Origin of the sequence: Pseudomonas sp. SLBN-26 (assembly GCF_006715895.1) — a bacterium.
Taxonomy (GTDB): domain Bacteria; phylum Pseudomonadota; class Gammaproteobacteria; order Pseudomonadales; family Pseudomonadaceae; genus Metapseudomonas; species Metapseudomonas otitidis.
On record NZ_VFOB01000001.1, the window covers coordinates 1,358,984 to 1,373,808 of the forward strand.

The following is a 14,825-nucleotide window of genomic DNA, read 5'->3' on the forward strand; positions in this document are numbered from 1 at the left end:
TAAAAAGGGGGCGGCATTATTCCCGCATCGCAGGGCCATTTCCAGCCGGATGGACCAGCGGCAGGCATCAGGCCGCTCCGTCGGCCGCCTGCGCCTGCAGCCAGGTGACGAAGGCCTGCGCCAGCGCCGACAAGGGGCGTTGCCGGGGCCACACCAGCCAGTAGGGGAATGGATAAGGCGCCGTTACGTTGCCGAGCTGGACCAGTTCGCCCCGGACGATGGCGTCCTGCACCAGGCTGCGTCGTTCGAGCGCAACGCCCTGCCCCAGCCGCGCCGCCTCCAGCACCAGGTTGGAGTCATTGCACTCCAGGCCACTGCGTGCGGGCGGTGCCACCCCGGTCTGCTGGCACCAGGCCTGCCAGGATTCGCTGCAGAACAGCGAGGCGCCCGCGACGATCGCCTCGGGCTCCTGGGGCAATTGCCCGCCGTTGAAGAAGGGCGCGGCCACCGGCACCCACTCGTCGTGCAGCAGCAGACGCGCCTCCACGCCGTCCCACTGGCCATCGCCCATGCGGATGCCCAGATCCGCCGCGCTGTCGCCGAGGTGGACCACCTCCAGGGATGCCAGCAAGCGCAGGTGGATGCCGGGGTGACGCCGCTGGAAGTCCGGCAGGCGCGGCACCAGCCAGGCCCGTCCGAACGACGGGAGCACGGCGACCGTGACGGTCCCGGCCTGGGGCGGCGCCTTCACGCGGCGGGTCGCCTCGGCCATCTCCACCAGGGTGCGGCGGATCTGCAAGGCATACAGGCGCCCGGCCTCGCTGACCCGGAGGCCCCGCCCTTCACGCACCAGCAGTGCGACGCCGAGGGCGTCCTCCAATTGGCGCAGTTGCTGGCTGACGGCCGAGTGGGTGACGTGCAGTTCGCGGGCTGCGCGGGTCACGCTGCCGAGCCGGGCCACGGCTTCGAAGCTGCGCAGCGCCGGCAGGGGTGGAAGGTCGGACATGTAAGTGCACCTAACGGAAAAGCCGAGAAAATAGCGATTTTATTCGCACCTTTCACGCTTTAGCGTAAGCAGCACTACGCAACAGGAGATCCCCCATGAAGCTCTACGGCATGCTCGACTCGCCCTATGTACGCCGCGTCGCCATCAGCCTCGATTGCTACGGCGTCCCCTTCGAGCACCATCCGCTGTCGGTATTCAGCGACTTCGAGGCCTTCGCCCGGATCAATCCGGTGGTGAAGGCACCGACCCTGGTGCTGGACGACGGCACGGTGCTGATGGACTCGAACCTGATCCTCGACCACTTCGAGGCACAGGCTTCGCGCCCGCTGCTTCCGCCCACGGATCGGCACCGTGTCCTGGCCCGGACAGGGCTGGCGCTGGTGGCCTGCGAAAAGGCCGTGCAGGTGGTGTATGAACGCCGCTTGCGGCCGGAAGCCAAGCAGCATGGCCCCTGGCTGGAGCGCGTGAGCCTGCAGCTGCGTGCTGCCTGTGCCGGGCTGGAGGCCAGCGCCCGCGCCGAGGCGGACACCCTCGACCAGGCGGCGATCAGCAGCGCCGTCGCCTGGGCCTTCATCCAGCATGTGGCAGCGGACCTGATCGACCCGGCGGACTACCCAGGCTGGAGCCGCGAGGCGCGCGCGCTCAACGACAGCGCGCTGTTCCGGCGCTATCCGCTCGAACCAGCAGCGCCCACTCAAATTCCAATTCGCACTCAATCAGAGCCGGATTATTCCATTTAGCTATTAAATAGACCGATTCATTCTTTTTCAGCCCCTGCCCGCCCCTGACACACTCCGGGTCGCCTGGAGCCACCCTCCGGCAGCGGCGGGCGCCCTCACCCAGGGCGCCCGCCATCCCCGCATACGGTGCCCTGCGAATCGACAGGGCCCATCCAGGAGCTGTCATTTCATGAAGAAACTCACTGCCGTCACCGCCCTCGCCCTGGCCGTACTGTCCGGCCTGGCCCATGCCGATCGCCTCGAAGACATCCGCAAGGCCGGCGTCCTCCGGGTCGCCGCCTTCGACAGCAACCCGCCCTTTGGCTTCGTCGACCCGCAGACCAAACAACTGGCCGGCCTCGACGTCGACTACGCCAAGGCCCTGGCCGGCAAGCTGGGCGTGAAGCTGGAGCTGCTGCCCACTAACCCGGCCAACCGCATTCCGCTGCTGACCGCCAACAAGGTGGACCTGGTGCTGGCCAACTTCACCATCACCCCCGAGCGGGCCCAGCAGGTGAACTTCAGCATTCCGTACTTCGCCTCCGGCCAGCAGTTCATCGTGCGCAAGGGCACCCTGACCGAGCCGGAGCAACTGAACAAATGGCGCGTAGGCGTGGATAAGGGCACGGTCAACGAAGGCGTCCTGCGGGAGAAATTCCCCGGCGCCAAGGTCATCGCCTACGACGACACCCCCTTCGCCTTCACCGCCCTGCGCAACGGCCAGGTGCAGGCCATCACCCAGGACGGGCCCAAGCTGATCGGCCTGCTGGCCAACGTGCCGGACAAGGACAAGTACGAGGTGCCGCCCTTCACCATCTCCAACGACCTTATCGGCGTCGGCATTCCCAAGGGCGAGGCCGCCCTGACCGAGTTCGTCGACCAGTCGCTGCGCGAGCTGGAAAACAGCGGCGACGCCCAGAAGATCTACGACGCCTGGTTCGGCCCGAGCACGCCGACGCCCCTGGCTCGCCTGTACCGGATCGGCGACAAGAGCTGATCGCCCTCTCTCCCTGCGCCCCGCTTCGGTGGGGCGCAGTCGTTGATGCCCCTGCTCCGGAAATCCAACCATGTTCGGCGACCTCCTCGCCCCGCTTTACCTGCAGTGGCTGCTGGACGGCTTCCTGCTGACCCTCGGCCTTTCCGCCCTGTGCTGCCTGCTGGCCACCCTGCTCGGCGCGCCCCTGGCCATCGCCCGCCTGGCGACCTCGCGCCTGTTGTCCTGGCCGGCACAGGCCTTCCTGACCACCTTTCGCAACACGCCCCTGCTGGTGCAGCTGTTCTTCTGGTACTTCGGCGTGCCGGCGCTGTTGCCGGAAGCGCTGGTGTTCTGGCTCAACAGCCCGCACGAACTGGCTATCGGGCCGCTGGTGCTGGCCTGGCCGTCGTTCGAGTTCCTCGCCGGCGCCTGGGGCCTGACGCTGTACACCACGGCGTTCGTCGCCGAGGAATTCCGCGCCGGCATCGCCTCGGTACGCCCGCAGCAGCGCGAGGCCGGCCTGGCGCTGGGCATGACGCCTGGCCAGGTATGGCGCGTGGTGCTGCTGCCCCAGGCGCTGCGCACGGCCTTCGCCCCGCTGCTGGGGCAGTACATGAACGCGCTGAAGAACTCCTCGCTGACCATGGCCATCGGCCTGGCCGAGCTGTCCTACGCCTCGCGCCAGGTCGAGACGGAAACCTTCAAGACCTTCCAGGCCTTCGGCCTCGCCACCCTGCTGTACATCGGCACCATCGCGCTGATGGAAGCCCTCGGCCAGGTGGTGCAACACAGCCGGCGCTACCGCCAGGGAGCCGCCTGATGGACATTTCGGTCATCCTCGACAACCTCGACTACCTGCTGCTGGGCCCCTGGCCCGAGGGCCCGCTGGGCGGCGCCGCGCTGACGCTGGTGCTGGCCCTGTGCTCGGCCCTGGCGTCGGCGCTGATCGGCCTGGTGCTGGGCATCGCACTGGCCCTGTCGAAGGGCCGCTGGCGCCTGCTGCTGGTGGGCGTGCTGAGCTTCTTCCGGGCGATCCCGGTGCTGATGCTGGTGTTCTGGACCTACTTCTTGCTGCCCATCGTCTTCCATGTAGACGTGCCCGCTCTGGCCACGGTGGTCTGCGCCCTCTCGCTGATCGGCGGGGCCTACCTGGCCCACTCGGTCAGCGCCGGCATCCTCAGCCTGCCGGAGGGCCAATGGCACGCGGCGCGCGCCCTCGGCATGCGCCCCTGGCAGGTGCTGTGTTGGGTGATCCTGCCCCAGGCCCTGCCGATCATGCTGCCGTCGTTCCTCAACCAGTGGGTCTCGCTGATCAAGGACACCTCCCTGGCCTATGTCATCGGCGTCGGCGAGCTGTCGTTCGTGGCCACCCAGGTGAGCAACCGGGTGATGGTGCACCCCACGGAGATCTTCCTCTTCGTCGCCCTGCTCTACTTCGTCCTGTGCACCAGCCTGGACCTGGCGGCCGGGGCGCTGGCGCGCTACGGCGGCGGCCCCCGGCAGGCGCGTTGACGCGGATCATGGCGCTGCCCTGGCGAGCCGTCATGATCCGCCCACCCTGCCGCCCGAGGCCCCGCCATGACCTACCTGCTGCTCAAGTTCGTGCACATCACCGCTGCGGCGTTCTTCATCGGCGGGGTGTTCTTCGAGGTGATGATCCTCAGCCGCGCCACGCCGGTGCTGGACGAAGACGCCCGCAGCCGCCTGTCCCAGGCCCTCGGCAAGCGCGCCCGGCAGGTGATGCACTGGGTGGTGCTGGCGCTCTACGGCGCCGGGCTGGGCCTCGCCTGGCACTACCGCGCGGTGCTCGCGGCGCCCTTCGCCAGCCACTTCGGCACCCTGCTGGTGCTGAAGATCAGCCTGGCGCTGAGCATCCTCGGGCACTTCCTGCTGGTGGTCCTGCTGATGCGCAGCGGCCGCATGACGCCCGCCCGCTCCCGCCTGATCCACCGCAGCGTGCTGCTGCAGATGCTCGCCATCCTGTTCCTCGCCAAGGGCATGTTCCTGCTCTGACAGCCGGCGCCCCCTACTCGAACCACACTGAGCGGGCCCCGTAGCGCCAGATGGCCTCGCCCAGCAGCTGCGCACCGCAGGAGCCGTCCCCCAGGGCCTGGTGAGCGGCCTGCGGCGAGCGCCAGCGGCTGCGCTGGACCAGCCAGTCGCCGTCGGCGCCGACCTCCAGGGAGCTTTCCAGCAACCCCTGGTGCGACGCCAGGCAGGCGGCCAGGCGCGGTGCCAGCCCTTCCAGCAGCGCCTGGCGGCGCTCGGGATCGAAGGCGAACCGGATGGCGGTGTGGATTTCCTCTGCGTACTGCATGTCCCGACTCCTCTGCGGACCGATCTTGTGCATGAACGGCGCCGAGGGTAAAACCTCAACTTAACTTGAGGTCAAGAGCCCAGCACGATGCCCGCCGTCACACCCGCCAACATCCACAAGCCCCTCACCGTCGGCCAAGTCGCCGAACGCAGCGGCGTACCGGTTTCCACCCTGCATTTCTACGAAGCCAAGGGGCTGATCCGCAGCACCCGCAACGCCGGCAACCAGCGCCGCTATGCCCGCGACGTGCTGCGCCGGGTGGCGATCATCAAGGTGGCGCAACGCCTGGGCGTGCCCCTGGCGGAAGTGGCCGAAGCACTGGCCGCCCTGCCCGAGGGCCGCACCCCCACCGCCGCCGACTGGCATGCCCTCTCCGAACGCTGGCGCCACGAGCTGGACCAGCGCATCCAGCGCCTCACCGCCCTGCGCGACCAGCTCAGCGGCTGCATCGGCTGTGGCTGCCTGAGCATGGAGACCTGCCCCCTGCGCAACCCCGGCGACGCCCTGGCCGAGTTCGGTAGCGGGCCGGTGCTGCTGGAGGACGGTTCGAAGCCAGACGCTTAAGCTGGATTCACAAGCCCCCAGGGAACGCGCGAACCATCATGAAAAACGTTCAGGAGCGGCACTTCGCCAGCATCCATTTCCATGTCTAGAATCCGGGGGCGGTAATTTCCACGCTACGGATACTGACAGGAGTCTTTCCCATGCCGGCACAACAACTGTTCAAAACGATCCGCGACGAATTGCAAAACGGCGCCATCATTATTGACGGCGATAACTACCAGGCCGATATCGGGATACTTCAACCTTTGGTCGATGGCTTCCCACTGGTTCCACCTGTTCGCCTGGTGTCTTACCAGAATCACAATGGTGCACATGACATCTCCGATGCAGTCGAAGCGGAGGTGCCCTACATCCTTGGGGTTCGCATCCGCTCCACTGATCAACAAGGGAGGCTGCAGGTCAATGCACACCCTCATGTGCAAGCCAATTACCTCACTCTGTTAGCCGACACGGTCGATACAGGTGTCCCAGCCCCCTTGGAAGGCAACTTCAGAGCGGACGTCGTGCTTTACAAGCGCTATCCGTAACCCCACGACCTCCCGAGCCCGCCGCTGACTCCCCGTCGGCGGCGTGCGGCAAGTGCCGTCGCCACTCCAGTTCCACCCCTGAGACAAACACCCGGTACAACAACGCCGATTGCATTACATTGCCGACCTTTCCATCGGCAAGGGACTGCAACGTTGAACCTATTCTCTGGCGCCACTGCCCGGCGCATCGGCATTCGTGGGCTTGGCCTTGCGCTGGCCCTGCTGGCAGGCGCTCCCGTGGCCCTGGCCTTCGACATCGACATGGACGGGATCAAATGGTCGGGCATGGCCCGCAAGTTCGTGCTCGACCGCCCGGAGACGGCCACCCTGGAGATCAAGCCATTCCGCCTGCCGGGCCTGGCGCAGGTGCCGGCGCGTATCGTCCTGAGCCAGCACCGCGGGTTGTTCTACCTCAATGCCTACCAGGACCTGATGTACCAGCAGCGGGTCTACAAGTCGCCGCCCATTGCCCTGTTCAGCCCCGAGGAACTGCGTGCCTGCGAGCCCTCGGATTTTCCCATCCGGGTCAGCGAGCGCTGGCCAGCGAGCAACACCCTGGACACCGGCCTCAGCCTCACGTCGCTGAGCTTCGACTGTTCGGCCCCCTCGGACTGGCAGCTCAGCCAGCGCTACCTGCTGGTCGACCAGCGCGATCCGCAGAACCCGCTGCTGGCCATCAGTCACCGCCGCGACATGGACCGGATGGACTTCACCCCGCTGCAGCCCATCAGCGAGGCAATCGCGCAGCAGTGGTTGCAGGCCCTGCAGAAGTTTCCGCCCTGGTTCCGCCCCTTCACCAGCGCCAAAGGAACGATCACCCTCAACGCCTTTGTGCCGGCCCAGTCCCCGGATGAAACCTGGAAGCAGTTCCGTGCTCTGCACCAGCAACTGCTGAAGACCAAGGACAAGCGGCCGGGCATCCGCGAGGTGGAGGACTTCTTCGCCCTTCACGACTTTCGCAGCATCGCCACCGAGCGCCGCGAATACCCTGGCCTGCTCAATGACATCGCCTTCTGGGCCAGTGAGGCCGGCCAGTTGCAAACCGCCCGCCCATGGCTCGAAGAAGTGCTGCGCCGCGACCCGGGGCGCATGCCCGCCTACCTCAACCTGGCGGACCTGGATTGGGCGATCTACGAGCAGCGCCCTGAGTACACCATCCACCAGGGCCGAGCCGTCGAGGCCTACCGGGTGTACTGCGGCCTGCGCCTGAAACGCCAGATGAGCATTCCGCCCCGGGTGCTCGAACGCCTGGGCATCACCACCGCCAACCCGCAGGCCTGCCAGGGTTTCTGGCCGCTGGTGGCCGCTGTGGACGCCGGCGACCTGGCCGAGGTGCAGCGTCTGCTGGCCAGCGGCATCAGCGGCGAGGTCATGGCCGACGATGGCCGCAGCGCCCTGCTGCACGCCCTGGACGTGCCGCATCTGGACATCGCCCGGCTGCTGCTGGAGCACGGCGCGAGCACCAGCGGTCTCTACAACGGCAGCACCTTGGCGATCCTGACCATGCAACGCGACCTGAGAGACAACCTCGACCTGAGCCAGGGCGGACGCTTGAAGTTCCTCATCGAGGCCGGTGTCCGCATCGACGAGCCGGACAGCCGAGGCGAGACGCCCCTGATGCAGATGGCCGGAAACACGCGTGGCCTGCAGGCCTTCGGTTGGCTGCTGCGTTACCCGCAAGATCTCGATGTGCGCAGCAAGGACGACGGCGAAACCGCTCTGTACCGAGCCTTTTCCGCCCACAATTTCGGGGCCGTGAGGCAACTGATAGCCGCCGGTGCCAACCTCGACCTGAGCTACGGCCGTGGCACCTGCCATGGCCAGCCCACCGGCAAGAGCCTGCTGACCCTGGTGGCCGAGCAGACCGCTGCCGATGCCCAGTCCCCTACCGTCAGCCAGCGGGACACCCTGGCGTTGTTCACCCTGCTGCTGGAAAAAGGTGCCGATCCCTCTGTCGGCCAGCAGTGCGAGAAGAAGGGCTACGCCCTGTTGCTGGAAGCCATCTCCCGGAACAAACGCGAGGACCTGCTCGACGTGCTGCAGCGCTTCGCCGCCGCCCCGCCTGTTCTGCAGCAACCTGCTAGAGACTGACCCCGTCGCGGTAGATCACCCGCCCCTCCGGGGTGATCTCGCCGATGGCGCGGAGCATGTGGTCGGCCGCGGCTTCGGCCTCCCGGGCGCAGGTGCAGCCGGGGGCGTACACCCAGAGCACCTGCACCTGCGCATCCTCGCGGCTCGGCTGGTACTCGATCAGGCCGACATAGCCGCTGCCGCTGGGCATGGCGTCAGTCCAGGCGATGGCGTAGGGAAAGTCACGGAACATGGGGTATCCAGGTGGTCAGCGCTGGGGCCGGTCGAAGCTGCCCAGCACGTGCGGCAGCAGGTTGAGGATGGCCACTATCACCAAGGCGGCGAGCAGCGCCGTGGCTTCGAAACCTAGGCCCACGGTGACGCCGATGGCGGTGGTGGACCAGAGGCCGGCGGCGGTGGTCAGCCCCTTCACTTCGTCCATGCGGTCGCGCTTGAGAATGGTGCCGGTGCAGAGAAAGCCGATGCCCGCTGTCAGCCCTTGGATCACCCGGCTCATGGCGTCGTGCTCGGCCCCCGCCATCTGCGGCACCAGGACGAACAACGCCGCCCCCAGCGCCACCAGCATGTGGGTCCGCACCCCGGCAGCCTTGCCGTGCTGCTCCCGCTCGAAGCCCAGCAGGCCGCCCAGCAGCGCAGCCAGAAACAGCCGCAGCACCACGCGGGTGGCCCGGGCCGGGTCCTCCAGGTCGGCGAACTCCTCGGCCAGGGTCTCCAGCACACGCTCCCAGGCGCTCACCCGCTATCGCCTCAGGGCGCCAGGGGCAAGTAGCGGCAGGCACCGCAGCGGCTGCACACCTGGCACAGCATCGCCTCGCGGCCCATGGTCACTTCGGTTCCGGTGGCCCAGCTGCAGCCACCCAACAGACACAACAGGGTCATTGCGTCCTCCTTCGGCCAACGGGCCGGACGGGTCCTGTCAGGAACTTTGATGCGGTGGCAGCGAGTTGGTTTGAGGTTTTTCAGTGCCGCGCCGCCCAGCCGGAAAGCTGAACTCGCTCCAAGGGTCGGGTGGTCTAGAGGGTGAACCACCCCGAGGAGACGACCATGAGCCGACACCGCTTCCTGGTGAGCTACATCCACGACAACCAGCCCGGGTCCGTGGAGGTGGAGTCCACCCACGCCCACCTCACGCCGGAGCAGGCCCGCCTGGAGGTGCAGACCCTGCGTGGCATCGAGGCCCCGTCGCGCCTCAGCGACATCCAGGTCACCCCCATCCTCCATGCCAAGGAGCCCGGCACCACGCCCGGCCATTACCAGCAACCCTGACGCAGCCGCCCGAGGCCCCCATGCACAACCTGGAAACCCCGACCTACAAGCTGGCGCTGTTCGGCGCCCGCAGCAGTCTTGGCAGCGCCCTGTTGGTGGAGGCCCTGTCCCGCCAATGGGAAGTGACGGCCCTGGTGGACGATCTCAACGCACTGGACAGCCGCCCCGGTCTGCGCACCAAGGTGGGTGCGCTGGACGACGCCCTGGCAGCGAGCCAGGCCGTGGCGGGCATGGATGCGGTGCTCTGCTACCTGCCGGGCGTGCCCCTGGCACCGGAGCGGGCCATGCGCAGCGACGGCGCCTTCGACCAGGCCTTCATCGCCATCGGCGCACTGCTCGACGGCCTGGCGGTGGCGCGGGTCAAGCGCCTGATGGTGATCGCCGACTTCGACTGGATGGACACCGACAGCGGCCACCCGGCCCAGCCCGGCCAACAGCTCCAGCAGCGCCTGGTGGACAGCCCGCTGGCCTGGACCCTGGCCGATGCGCCCGCCGGAGCGGAAACGCCCGGCCGGTACCTGACCCTGGCGGACTTCCGCGAAGGCCACGAGGAACCCCGGGTAGCGGCCCTGCTCGCCCAGGCCCGGGCGCTGCTGGACGAGTGCCGCCTCGCCGCCCACGTGCGCCAGCGGGTGAAGGTGGACGCCAGCGACTGAGCCGCTGGCGCCCGCCGGTTCAGGCCGGGACGATGGCGGCCTTGGGCTCGCGGGCCCAGACCCGGTGCCGGGCTATGGCCTCGAAGAAGGCCTGGCGCACCGCGTTGGCATCGGGCCCGCTCAGCAAGCCGTCGTCCTCTTCCAGATAGAGCTGGCTGGCCAGGTCCCCCGCCTCTGCGCAGAGGGCAATGGCCTTGAGGTGCTTGTAGGCCTCCAGCAGGTAGTGCAGCGCCTCGCCGTTGCGGCTCAGGGCCTTGGCCGCTGCCACCCCGCCGGGGACGAACACCGCGTCGAAGGCGATGGAGGGCAAGCCGGCGAAGGTCGCGTCCGGCTGCAGCTTCTGGCCCTCGGCGGACACCACCGGGGCCGAGCTGGGGGCCAGCAGCTTGGCGCTCGCCCCGGCCTGCTCCAGTGCGTCCCTCAGCGTTTCCACGTCACGCCCACAGGCGCCGTCGGCCAGCAGGATGGCCACCTTGCAGGAGCGGATGTTGCCCGGCAGCAGGTTCATCTGGCTGAGGGCCGGCGACTGCTGCAGGCTGCCGTCCGTCACCGCCACGGTGGGCCCGCCGGGTGGCGTGATGCCGAGGTTCTCGGCCACCTGACGCGCCAGGTCGAGGTCGATGTTGGCGAGGATCTCGTTCACCTGCCGCTCGCGGATGGCCACGCGCTCCACCTTGCCCAGCTCGAAGCTGTAGGCAGCGACGATGTGCCCGCGCTCCACCTCGCTCATGCTGCGGTAGAACAGCCGGGCCTGGGAGAAGTGATCGCCGAAGGAGTCCGCGCGCTTGCGCAGCTTGGTGCCGGAAACCGGCTCGTGATAGCTGCTGAAACCACCGTTGCGCGCGGCCGGCGGTGTCTCCTTCGGCCAGCCACCGTCGATGGAGTTGGGCTCGTAGGCGGCACGCCCCTTGTTGATGGTCTGCCGGTGCATGCCGTCGCGCTGGTTGTTGTGGAACGGGCACAACGGCCGGTTGATCGGCAGCTCGTTGAAATTCGGCCCGCCCAGGCGCGACAGCTGGGTGTCGGTGTAGGAGAACAGCCGGCCCTGCAACAGCGGGTCGTTGCTTAAGTCGATGCCGGGCACCAGGTGGCCAGGGTGGAAGGCGGCCTGCTCGGTCTCGGCGAAGAAGTTGTCCGGGTTGCGGTCCAGCACCAGGCGCCCCACCACCTTCACCGGGACGATTTCCTCGGGCACTAGCTTGGTGGGGTCGAGCAGGTCGAAGTCGAAGGCGTGCTCGTCATCCTCCGGGATCAGCTGCAGGCCCAGTTCCCACTCCGGGTAGTCGCCGCGCTCGATGTCCTCCCAGAGCATGCGCCGGTGGAAGTCCGGGTCCTTGCCGGCCAGCTTCTGCGCCTCGTCCCAGACCAGGGAGCGCACTCCGGACACCGGCCGCCAGTGGAACTTCACCAGGGTCGAACGCCCATCGGCATTGACCAGGCGGAAGGTGTGCACGCCGAAGCCCTGCATGGCCCGGTAGCCCACCGGGATGGCGCGGTCGGACATGGTCCAGAGCACCATGTGCGCCGACTCCGGCACCAGCGAGACGAAGTCCCAGAAGGTGTCGTGGGCGGAGGCGCCGGTGGGGATCTCGTTGTGCGGCTCGGGCTTCACGGCGTGGACGAAGTCGGGGAACTTGATCGCGTCCTGGATGAAGAACACCGGCATGTTGTTGCCCACCAGGTCGAAGTTGCCCTCGTCGGTGTAGAACTTCACCGCGAAGCCGCGCACGTCACGCACGGTATCGGCGGAGCCGCGCGGCCCCTGCACGGTGGAGAAGCGCACGAACACCGGGGTGCGCTTGGACGGGTCGTTGAGGAAGTCCGCCTTGGTGTGCTCGGCCAGCGATTCGTAGACCTGGAAGTAGCCGTGGGCGGCTGCGCCCCGGGCATGGACGATGCGCTCGGGAATGCGCTCATGGTCGAAGTGGGTGATCTTCTCCCGCAGGATGAAGTCCTCCAGCAGCGACGGGCCACGCTCGCCGGCGCGCAGGCTGTTCTGGTTGTCGGCGATGCGGGTGCTGGTGTTGGTGGTCAGGGCCTCGCCGGTGGCGTCCTCGCGGTAGGCCTCTAGCTGCTTGATCTTGCGGCTGGTGTTGCGGCGGTCTGCGGTGTCGGTACCGGCGAGATCGCTGCCGGAGCCTTTCTTGTCGGTCATCGGGGTGTCCTCGGCTGGGCAATGGGGCCGCTGGGCGGCGGGTGGATGACCGGGCCGGCGGCAACTGCCGCCGGCCCGGTGGCGCTCAGTCCTCGCTGGTGCGCCGGGCGTGGCTGCGTTGCCCGCCCTTGCGGCCGGCGGCCGATGCCCGTTCCGGGTCGTTGCGGAAGTTGCCCCCGCTCACCTGCCCGCCTTTCTTGCCGGCCTCGGATGCACGCTGGGGGTCTTCCGCGAAGTTGCCTTTGCCACCTCGATGTTGAGCCATTGCACGGTCCTCTCTTGTCTGTGGGTCCATTCGGGTCCGGCGTCGATGACGCCTAGAACGTCTGAGGACCGGGACGGCGAGAGGTTCTAACTTTTTGCCAGGCGGAGCGGGCTCAGGGCGCGGGCAGCACCTGCAACCCTTTCAGGTCGCAGCCCTGGTCGCAGCGCAGGACGGTGAGGGTCTGGCTCCCGTCGAGCACTCTCGCCTCCTCCACCACCGGCGGCGCCTGCGTGTCCGAGGCGGCCTTCCAGCCCAGGCGCTCGGTGTGGATGACGATGCGTGACGGGTGGGCCAGGTAGAGGTATTCGCGGCCATCGAAGGTCGGCCCGCTGCCCTTGATCACGTCCAGCTGCACGTCGTCGTAGACCAGCGAGGCAACCGTATAACCGCCGCCTTCGGGGACGGCGTGCCCGACCAGGTTGGCCGCGCGTTGCGCGCTGGGGTCTGCACGCCAGGCCTGGTAGCGGGCGTACAGCGGCCCCGCGTTGCAGTAGAGCCGGTCGTTGTAGCGGGTCGAGCCGGCCTTCTCACAGGCCAGGGCCTGGTTGTGCCAGGCATTGGCCACCAGGCGGGCATCGTGGCTGCCGTCGATCAGGGCCTGCCCGGCCTGCAGGGAAAGGCCGTAATCCCCGTCCCGCAGCGCCACCAGGGACAGATCGGCCAGCGCCCGCTCATGACCGGGCTGCAGGTTGATCGCCAGGTCGAGCGCTCGCAGCGCGCGCTTCAGGTCGCCGGCCTGGTAGGCCTTCTCGCCCTCCAGCACCAGCCGCTGGGCGCGGGCCTGCAACACCGGGGCCGACGCCGGTTGCAGCAGCGCCGCCACCCCGGCCACCTGCCCGTCGGCGATGTTAGGGTTGCGCTCGGCGGCACCTGGCGCGGTGTACTGCCGCAGCCAATCCAGGGGCGTGCGCCCCGGCTCGCCGTCCCAGCGGGCCTTGATGCCGGGCTCGGCGCCTCTGTCCAGCAGCAGCTTCACCAGCTCCGGGCCGGCATAGCGCGCGGCGTAGTGCAGCGCCGTCATGTTGGTGGTCCGCAGGCTGTAGCTGCAGCCATCCACGGGAATCAGGGTGGTTGCGTTGGGGTAGGCCCCCTTGTCCAGCAGGGTGCGAGCGCTCTGCACCTGGTTGTACTGGGCGGCGTACATCAGCGGCGTCTTGCCGAAGGCGTTCGCCTGGTTGACGTCAGCGCCCTGCTCGATCAGGTAGGCCAGGGCCTCGGGGTAGTCGATGGCCACCGCCAGGTCGTCCACCTTGCCCGGCAACGCACGGATCTCGGCCATCGGCCGGTGGGCGAGGATGGCGTCACGCAGGGCGGCCTCGTCCTTCGGGTAGGGCGCGTACTGGTAGAAGCGGATGCCCTCGCTGACAGCGTTCTGCAGCGCCTGCCGGGACAGGGCAGCCGCCTGCGCCTTGGCCAGGCCGTAACGCTGGGAGAAGAAGGCGGTGACAGTCGCCTGGCTGCGCTCCATCTGCTGGACGAACGCCTCGTAGGCCTGGCGCTCGAACACACCCTTGTAGGCCCAGCGCTGCAGGCCCTGCAGGTCCTGCTCGTAGGTGCCGGTGGGGTCGTCGACGCGCTCGAACACCGCCCACGGACGGTAATGGACCGCCTGCAACGCGTCATGCATGGCCGTTTCCCAACGGGCGTGGGTGCGCGCGCTGCCGCACATCCAGCCGGCGTCCTGCCGGACCCGCGCCGCAGCCCGCTCCATCGCCTCCACTGCCGAGCGCACCGCTGCGGGGATGCTCTGGGCGATCTGCGCTTCATTCGGCCCGGTGCTGATCCGGCAGGTGGTCCAGGTCAGGTCGTCGTTGAGGCGGCTGACCTCCAGCCGGTCCGGCTGGCCGTCGATGCCGCTGCCGATGCTGACGTAGCGGTCGTCCCGGTCCTTGAACAGCTCCACGTCGACCGCCGGGCCGGGCAGCCCTTTTGCCAGCTGCTCCAGCGTCTCGCGGTCCTGCCCCGGGGTGCGGCTGGCGATCACCTGGTAACGCTCGCAGGCACCGCCACAGCCCGGGTGGGTCAGCAAATCGAAGTAGACCGGCCCCTGGCCGGCCTCGGCGCCACGCAGTTCGACACGCTGCATACCCGGCAGCACGAACGCCGCCCAGCGCTTGCGGGTGAGGAAGTGTGCCCTGGCCGCCTTCAGCGCCTCGTCGCAGAAGGCGCCGTCCCCGGCCACCCGTTGCGGAGTGAACCAGGCCTTCGCCGAGGCGTTGGTCCCCGCCTGCCCGGCTGTAGTGGCCCAGGTGGCGGGCGTCACGCTCAGCAGCAACAGCGTCGACAGGCAGCGGGCAGTACGGGAAGCGGTCAGGGGCATGGTCTTCATCCTTGAGGGAGGGC

At 68.2% G+C, this 14,825-nt stretch carries 18 protein-coding genes; 10 read left to right on the plus strand and 8 right to left on the minus strand.

Annotation, left to right across the window (positions count from 1 at the left end; translation table 11 throughout):
- Positions 1-67: 67 nt before the first annotated feature.
- Positions 68-946 carry a LysR substrate-binding domain-containing protein gene (locus FBY21_RS06320; RefSeq protein ID WP_142009568.1) on the minus strand — a complete coding sequence of 293 codons (879 nt, stop codon included), beginning with the start codon at positions 944-946 and terminating at the stop codon, positions 68-70.
- A gap of 95 nt (positions 947-1,041) precedes the next feature.
- Here FBY21_RS06320 and FBY21_RS06325 point away from each other — a divergent pair, with 95 nt between their 5' ends.
- The 5 genes from FBY21_RS06325 to FBY21_RS06345 all read left to right on the plus strand — a co-directional run bounded on the left by FBY21_RS06325 (position 1,042) and on the right by FBY21_RS06345 (position 4,654).
- Complete coding sequence (locus FBY21_RS06325) at positions 1,042-1,686, plus strand: glutathione S-transferase (protein ID WP_142009570.1); 645 nt, start codon at positions 1,042-1,044, stop codon at positions 1,684-1,686.
- Positions 1,687-1,855: 169 nt separating this feature from the next.
- Positions 1,856-2,662 (plus strand): ABC transporter substrate-binding protein, encoded by an 807-nt coding sequence (locus tag FBY21_RS06330; protein WP_044404664.1) that lies wholly within the window; start codon positions 1,856-1,858, stop codon positions 2,660-2,662.
- 70 nt (positions 2,663-2,732) lie between these two features.
- On the plus strand, positions 2,733-3,461 hold the full coding sequence (locus FBY21_RS06335; RefSeq protein ID WP_074971493.1) for an amino acid ABC transporter permease: 729 nt from the start codon (positions 2,733-2,735) through the stop codon (positions 3,459-3,461).
- Entirely contained in the window at positions 3,461-4,153 is a 693-nt protein-coding gene (locus tag FBY21_RS06340; protein ID WP_142009573.1) for an amino acid ABC transporter permease, read from the plus strand. Before FBY21_RS06335 ends, FBY21_RS06340 begins: the two co-directional genes overlap by 1 nt.
- Positions 4,154-4,219: 66 nt before the next feature.
- Positions 4,220-4,654 (plus strand): CopD family copper resistance protein, encoded by a 435-nt coding sequence (locus FBY21_RS06345; protein WP_044404673.1) that lies wholly within the window; start codon positions 4,220-4,222, stop codon positions 4,652-4,654.
- 13 nt (positions 4,655-4,667) lie between these two features.
- Here FBY21_RS06345 and FBY21_RS06350 read toward each other — a convergent pair whose 3' ends face one another.
- Positions 4,668-4,958: a hypothetical protein gene (locus FBY21_RS06350; RefSeq protein WP_074971496.1), complete on the minus strand. Its 291-nt coding sequence runs from the start codon at positions 4,956-4,958 to the stop codon at positions 4,668-4,670.
- An 87-nt stretch (positions 4,959-5,045) separates the two neighbouring features.
- Between FBY21_RS06350 and soxR the strand changes: the two genes are divergently transcribed.
- From soxR to FBY21_RS06365, 3 genes are all read left to right on the plus strand, one after another.
- Positions 5,046-5,522 (plus strand): redox-sensitive transcriptional activator SoxR, encoded by a 477-nt coding sequence (soxR, locus tag FBY21_RS06355; RefSeq protein WP_142009576.1) that lies wholly within the window; start codon positions 5,046-5,048, stop codon positions 5,520-5,522.
- 140 nt (positions 5,523-5,662) lie between these two features.
- Positions 5,663-6,049, plus strand: a complete 387-nt coding sequence (locus FBY21_RS06360; protein ID WP_074971498.1) for a hypothetical protein — start codon at positions 5,663-5,665, stop codon at positions 6,047-6,049.
- A 153-nt stretch (positions 6,050-6,202) separates the two neighbouring features.
- Complete coding sequence (locus FBY21_RS06365) at positions 6,203-8,140, plus strand: ankyrin repeat domain-containing protein (RefSeq protein WP_142009578.1); 1,938 nt, start codon at positions 6,203-6,205, stop codon at positions 8,138-8,140.
- Here the strand turns inward: FBY21_RS06365 and FBY21_RS06370 are convergent.
- The 3 genes from FBY21_RS06370 to FBY21_RS29845 are packed head-to-tail and all read right to left on the minus strand — an operon-like array spanning position 8,130 to position 9,019.
- The gene (locus FBY21_RS06370; RefSeq protein WP_142009580.1) at positions 8,130-8,372 is read right to left on the minus strand and encodes a hypothetical protein; all 243 of its coding nucleotides are present in this window, start codon (positions 8,370-8,372) and stop codon (positions 8,130-8,132) included. The two genes, FBY21_RS06365 and FBY21_RS06370, sit on opposite strands and share 11 nt — an antisense overlap.
- A gap of 15 nt (positions 8,373-8,387) precedes the next feature.
- Positions 8,388-8,876, minus strand: a complete 489-nt coding sequence (locus tag FBY21_RS06375) for an MgtC/SapB family protein (RefSeq protein ID WP_142009582.1) — start codon at positions 8,874-8,876, stop codon at positions 8,388-8,390.
- 11 nt (positions 8,877-8,887) lie between these two features.
- Positions 8,888-9,019: a PSPA7_2676 family Cys-rich small protein gene (locus tag FBY21_RS29845; protein ID WP_142009585.1), complete on the minus strand. Its 132-nt coding sequence runs from the start codon at positions 9,017-9,019 to the stop codon at positions 8,888-8,890.
- A gap of 165 nt (positions 9,020-9,184) precedes the next feature.
- On the opposite strand from FBY21_RS29845, the gene FBY21_RS06385 reads away from it, so the two are divergent.
- Together FBY21_RS06385 and FBY21_RS06390 are read left to right on the plus strand one after the other, a co-directional pair.
- On the plus strand, positions 9,185-9,406 hold the full coding sequence (locus FBY21_RS06385; protein WP_142009587.1) for a hypothetical protein: 222 nt from the start codon (positions 9,185-9,187) through the stop codon (positions 9,404-9,406).
- 20 nt (positions 9,407-9,426) lie between these two features.
- Positions 9,427-10,062: an NAD(P)H-binding protein gene (locus FBY21_RS06390; protein WP_142009589.1), complete on the plus strand. Its 636-nt coding sequence runs from the start codon at positions 9,427-9,429 to the stop codon at positions 10,060-10,062.
- Between the two features lie 19 nt (positions 10,063-10,081).
- Here FBY21_RS06390 and katE read toward each other — a convergent pair whose 3' ends face one another.
- From katE to FBY21_RS06405, 3 genes are all read right to left on the minus strand, one after another.
- Positions 10,082-12,217 (minus strand): catalase HPII, encoded by a 2,136-nt coding sequence (katE, locus tag FBY21_RS06395; protein WP_142009591.1) that lies wholly within the window; start codon positions 12,215-12,217, stop codon positions 10,082-10,084.
- Between the two features lie 85 nt (positions 12,218-12,302).
- The gene (locus FBY21_RS06400) at positions 12,303-12,482 is read right to left on the minus strand and encodes a general stress protein (RefSeq protein WP_044404703.1); all 180 of its coding nucleotides are present in this window, start codon (positions 12,480-12,482) and stop codon (positions 12,303-12,305) included.
- Between the two features lie 112 nt (positions 12,483-12,594).
- Positions 12,595-14,802: an ankyrin repeat domain-containing protein gene (locus FBY21_RS06405; RefSeq protein ID WP_160158570.1), complete on the minus strand. Its 2,208-nt coding sequence runs from the start codon at positions 14,800-14,802 to the stop codon at positions 12,595-12,597.
- Between the last annotated feature and the right edge of the window lie 23 nt (positions 14,803-14,825).

Excerpts from the sequence above, each read along its gene's own strand:
- FBY21_RS06320 (WP_142009568.1), bottom strand. The coding sequence starts at position 946 with ATGTCCGACCTTCCACCCCTGCCGGCGCTGCGCAGCTTCGAAGCCGTG.
- FBY21_RS06325 (WP_142009570.1), top strand. The coding sequence starts at position 1,042 with ATGAAGCTCTACGGCATGCTCGACTCGCCCTATGTACGCCGCGTCGCC.
- FBY21_RS06330 (WP_044404664.1), top strand. The coding sequence starts at position 1,856 with ATGAAGAAACTCACTGCCGTCACCGCCCTCGCCCTGGCCGTACTGTCC.
- FBY21_RS06335 (WP_074971493.1), top strand. The coding sequence starts at position 2,733 with ATGTTCGGCGACCTCCTCGCCCCGCTTTACCTGCAGTGGCTGCTGGAC.
- FBY21_RS06340 (WP_142009573.1), top strand. The coding sequence starts at position 3,461 with ATGGACATTTCGGTCATCCTCGACAACCTCGACTACCTGCTGCTGGGC.
- FBY21_RS06345 (WP_044404673.1), top strand. The coding sequence starts at position 4,220 with ATGACCTACCTGCTGCTCAAGTTCGTGCACATCACCGCTGCGGCGTTC.
- FBY21_RS06350 (WP_074971496.1), bottom strand. The coding sequence starts at position 4,958 with ATGCAGTACGCAGAGGAAATCCACACCGCCATCCGGTTCGCCTTCGAT.
- soxR (WP_142009576.1), top strand. The coding sequence starts at position 5,046 with ATGCCCGCCGTCACACCCGCCAACATCCACAAGCCCCTCACCGTCGGC.
- FBY21_RS06360 (WP_074971498.1), top strand. The coding sequence starts at position 5,663 with ATGCCGGCACAACAACTGTTCAAAACGATCCGCGACGAATTGCAAAAC.
- FBY21_RS06370 (WP_142009580.1), bottom strand. The coding sequence starts at position 8,372 with ATGTTCCGTGACTTTCCCTACGCCATCGCCTGGACTGACGCCATGCCC.
- FBY21_RS29845 (WP_142009585.1), bottom strand. The coding sequence starts at position 9,019 with ATGACCCTGTTGTGTCTGTTGGGTGGCTGCAGCTGGGCCACCGGAACC.
- FBY21_RS06385 (WP_142009587.1), top strand. The coding sequence starts at position 9,185 with ATGAGCCGACACCGCTTCCTGGTGAGCTACATCCACGACAACCAGCCC.
- FBY21_RS06390 (WP_142009589.1), top strand. The coding sequence starts at position 9,427 with ATGCACAACCTGGAAACCCCGACCTACAAGCTGGCGCTGTTCGGCGCC.
- katE (WP_142009591.1), bottom strand. The coding sequence starts at position 12,217 with ATGACCGACAAGAAAGGCTCCGGCAGCGATCTCGCCGGTACCGACACC.
- FBY21_RS06400 (WP_044404703.1), bottom strand. The coding sequence starts at position 12,482 with ATGGCTCAACATCGAGGTGGCAAAGGCAACTTCGCGGAAGACCCCCAG.
- FBY21_RS06405 (WP_160158570.1), bottom strand. The coding sequence starts at position 14,802 with ATGCCCCTGACCGCTTCCCGTACTGCCCGCTGCCTGTCGACGCTGTTG.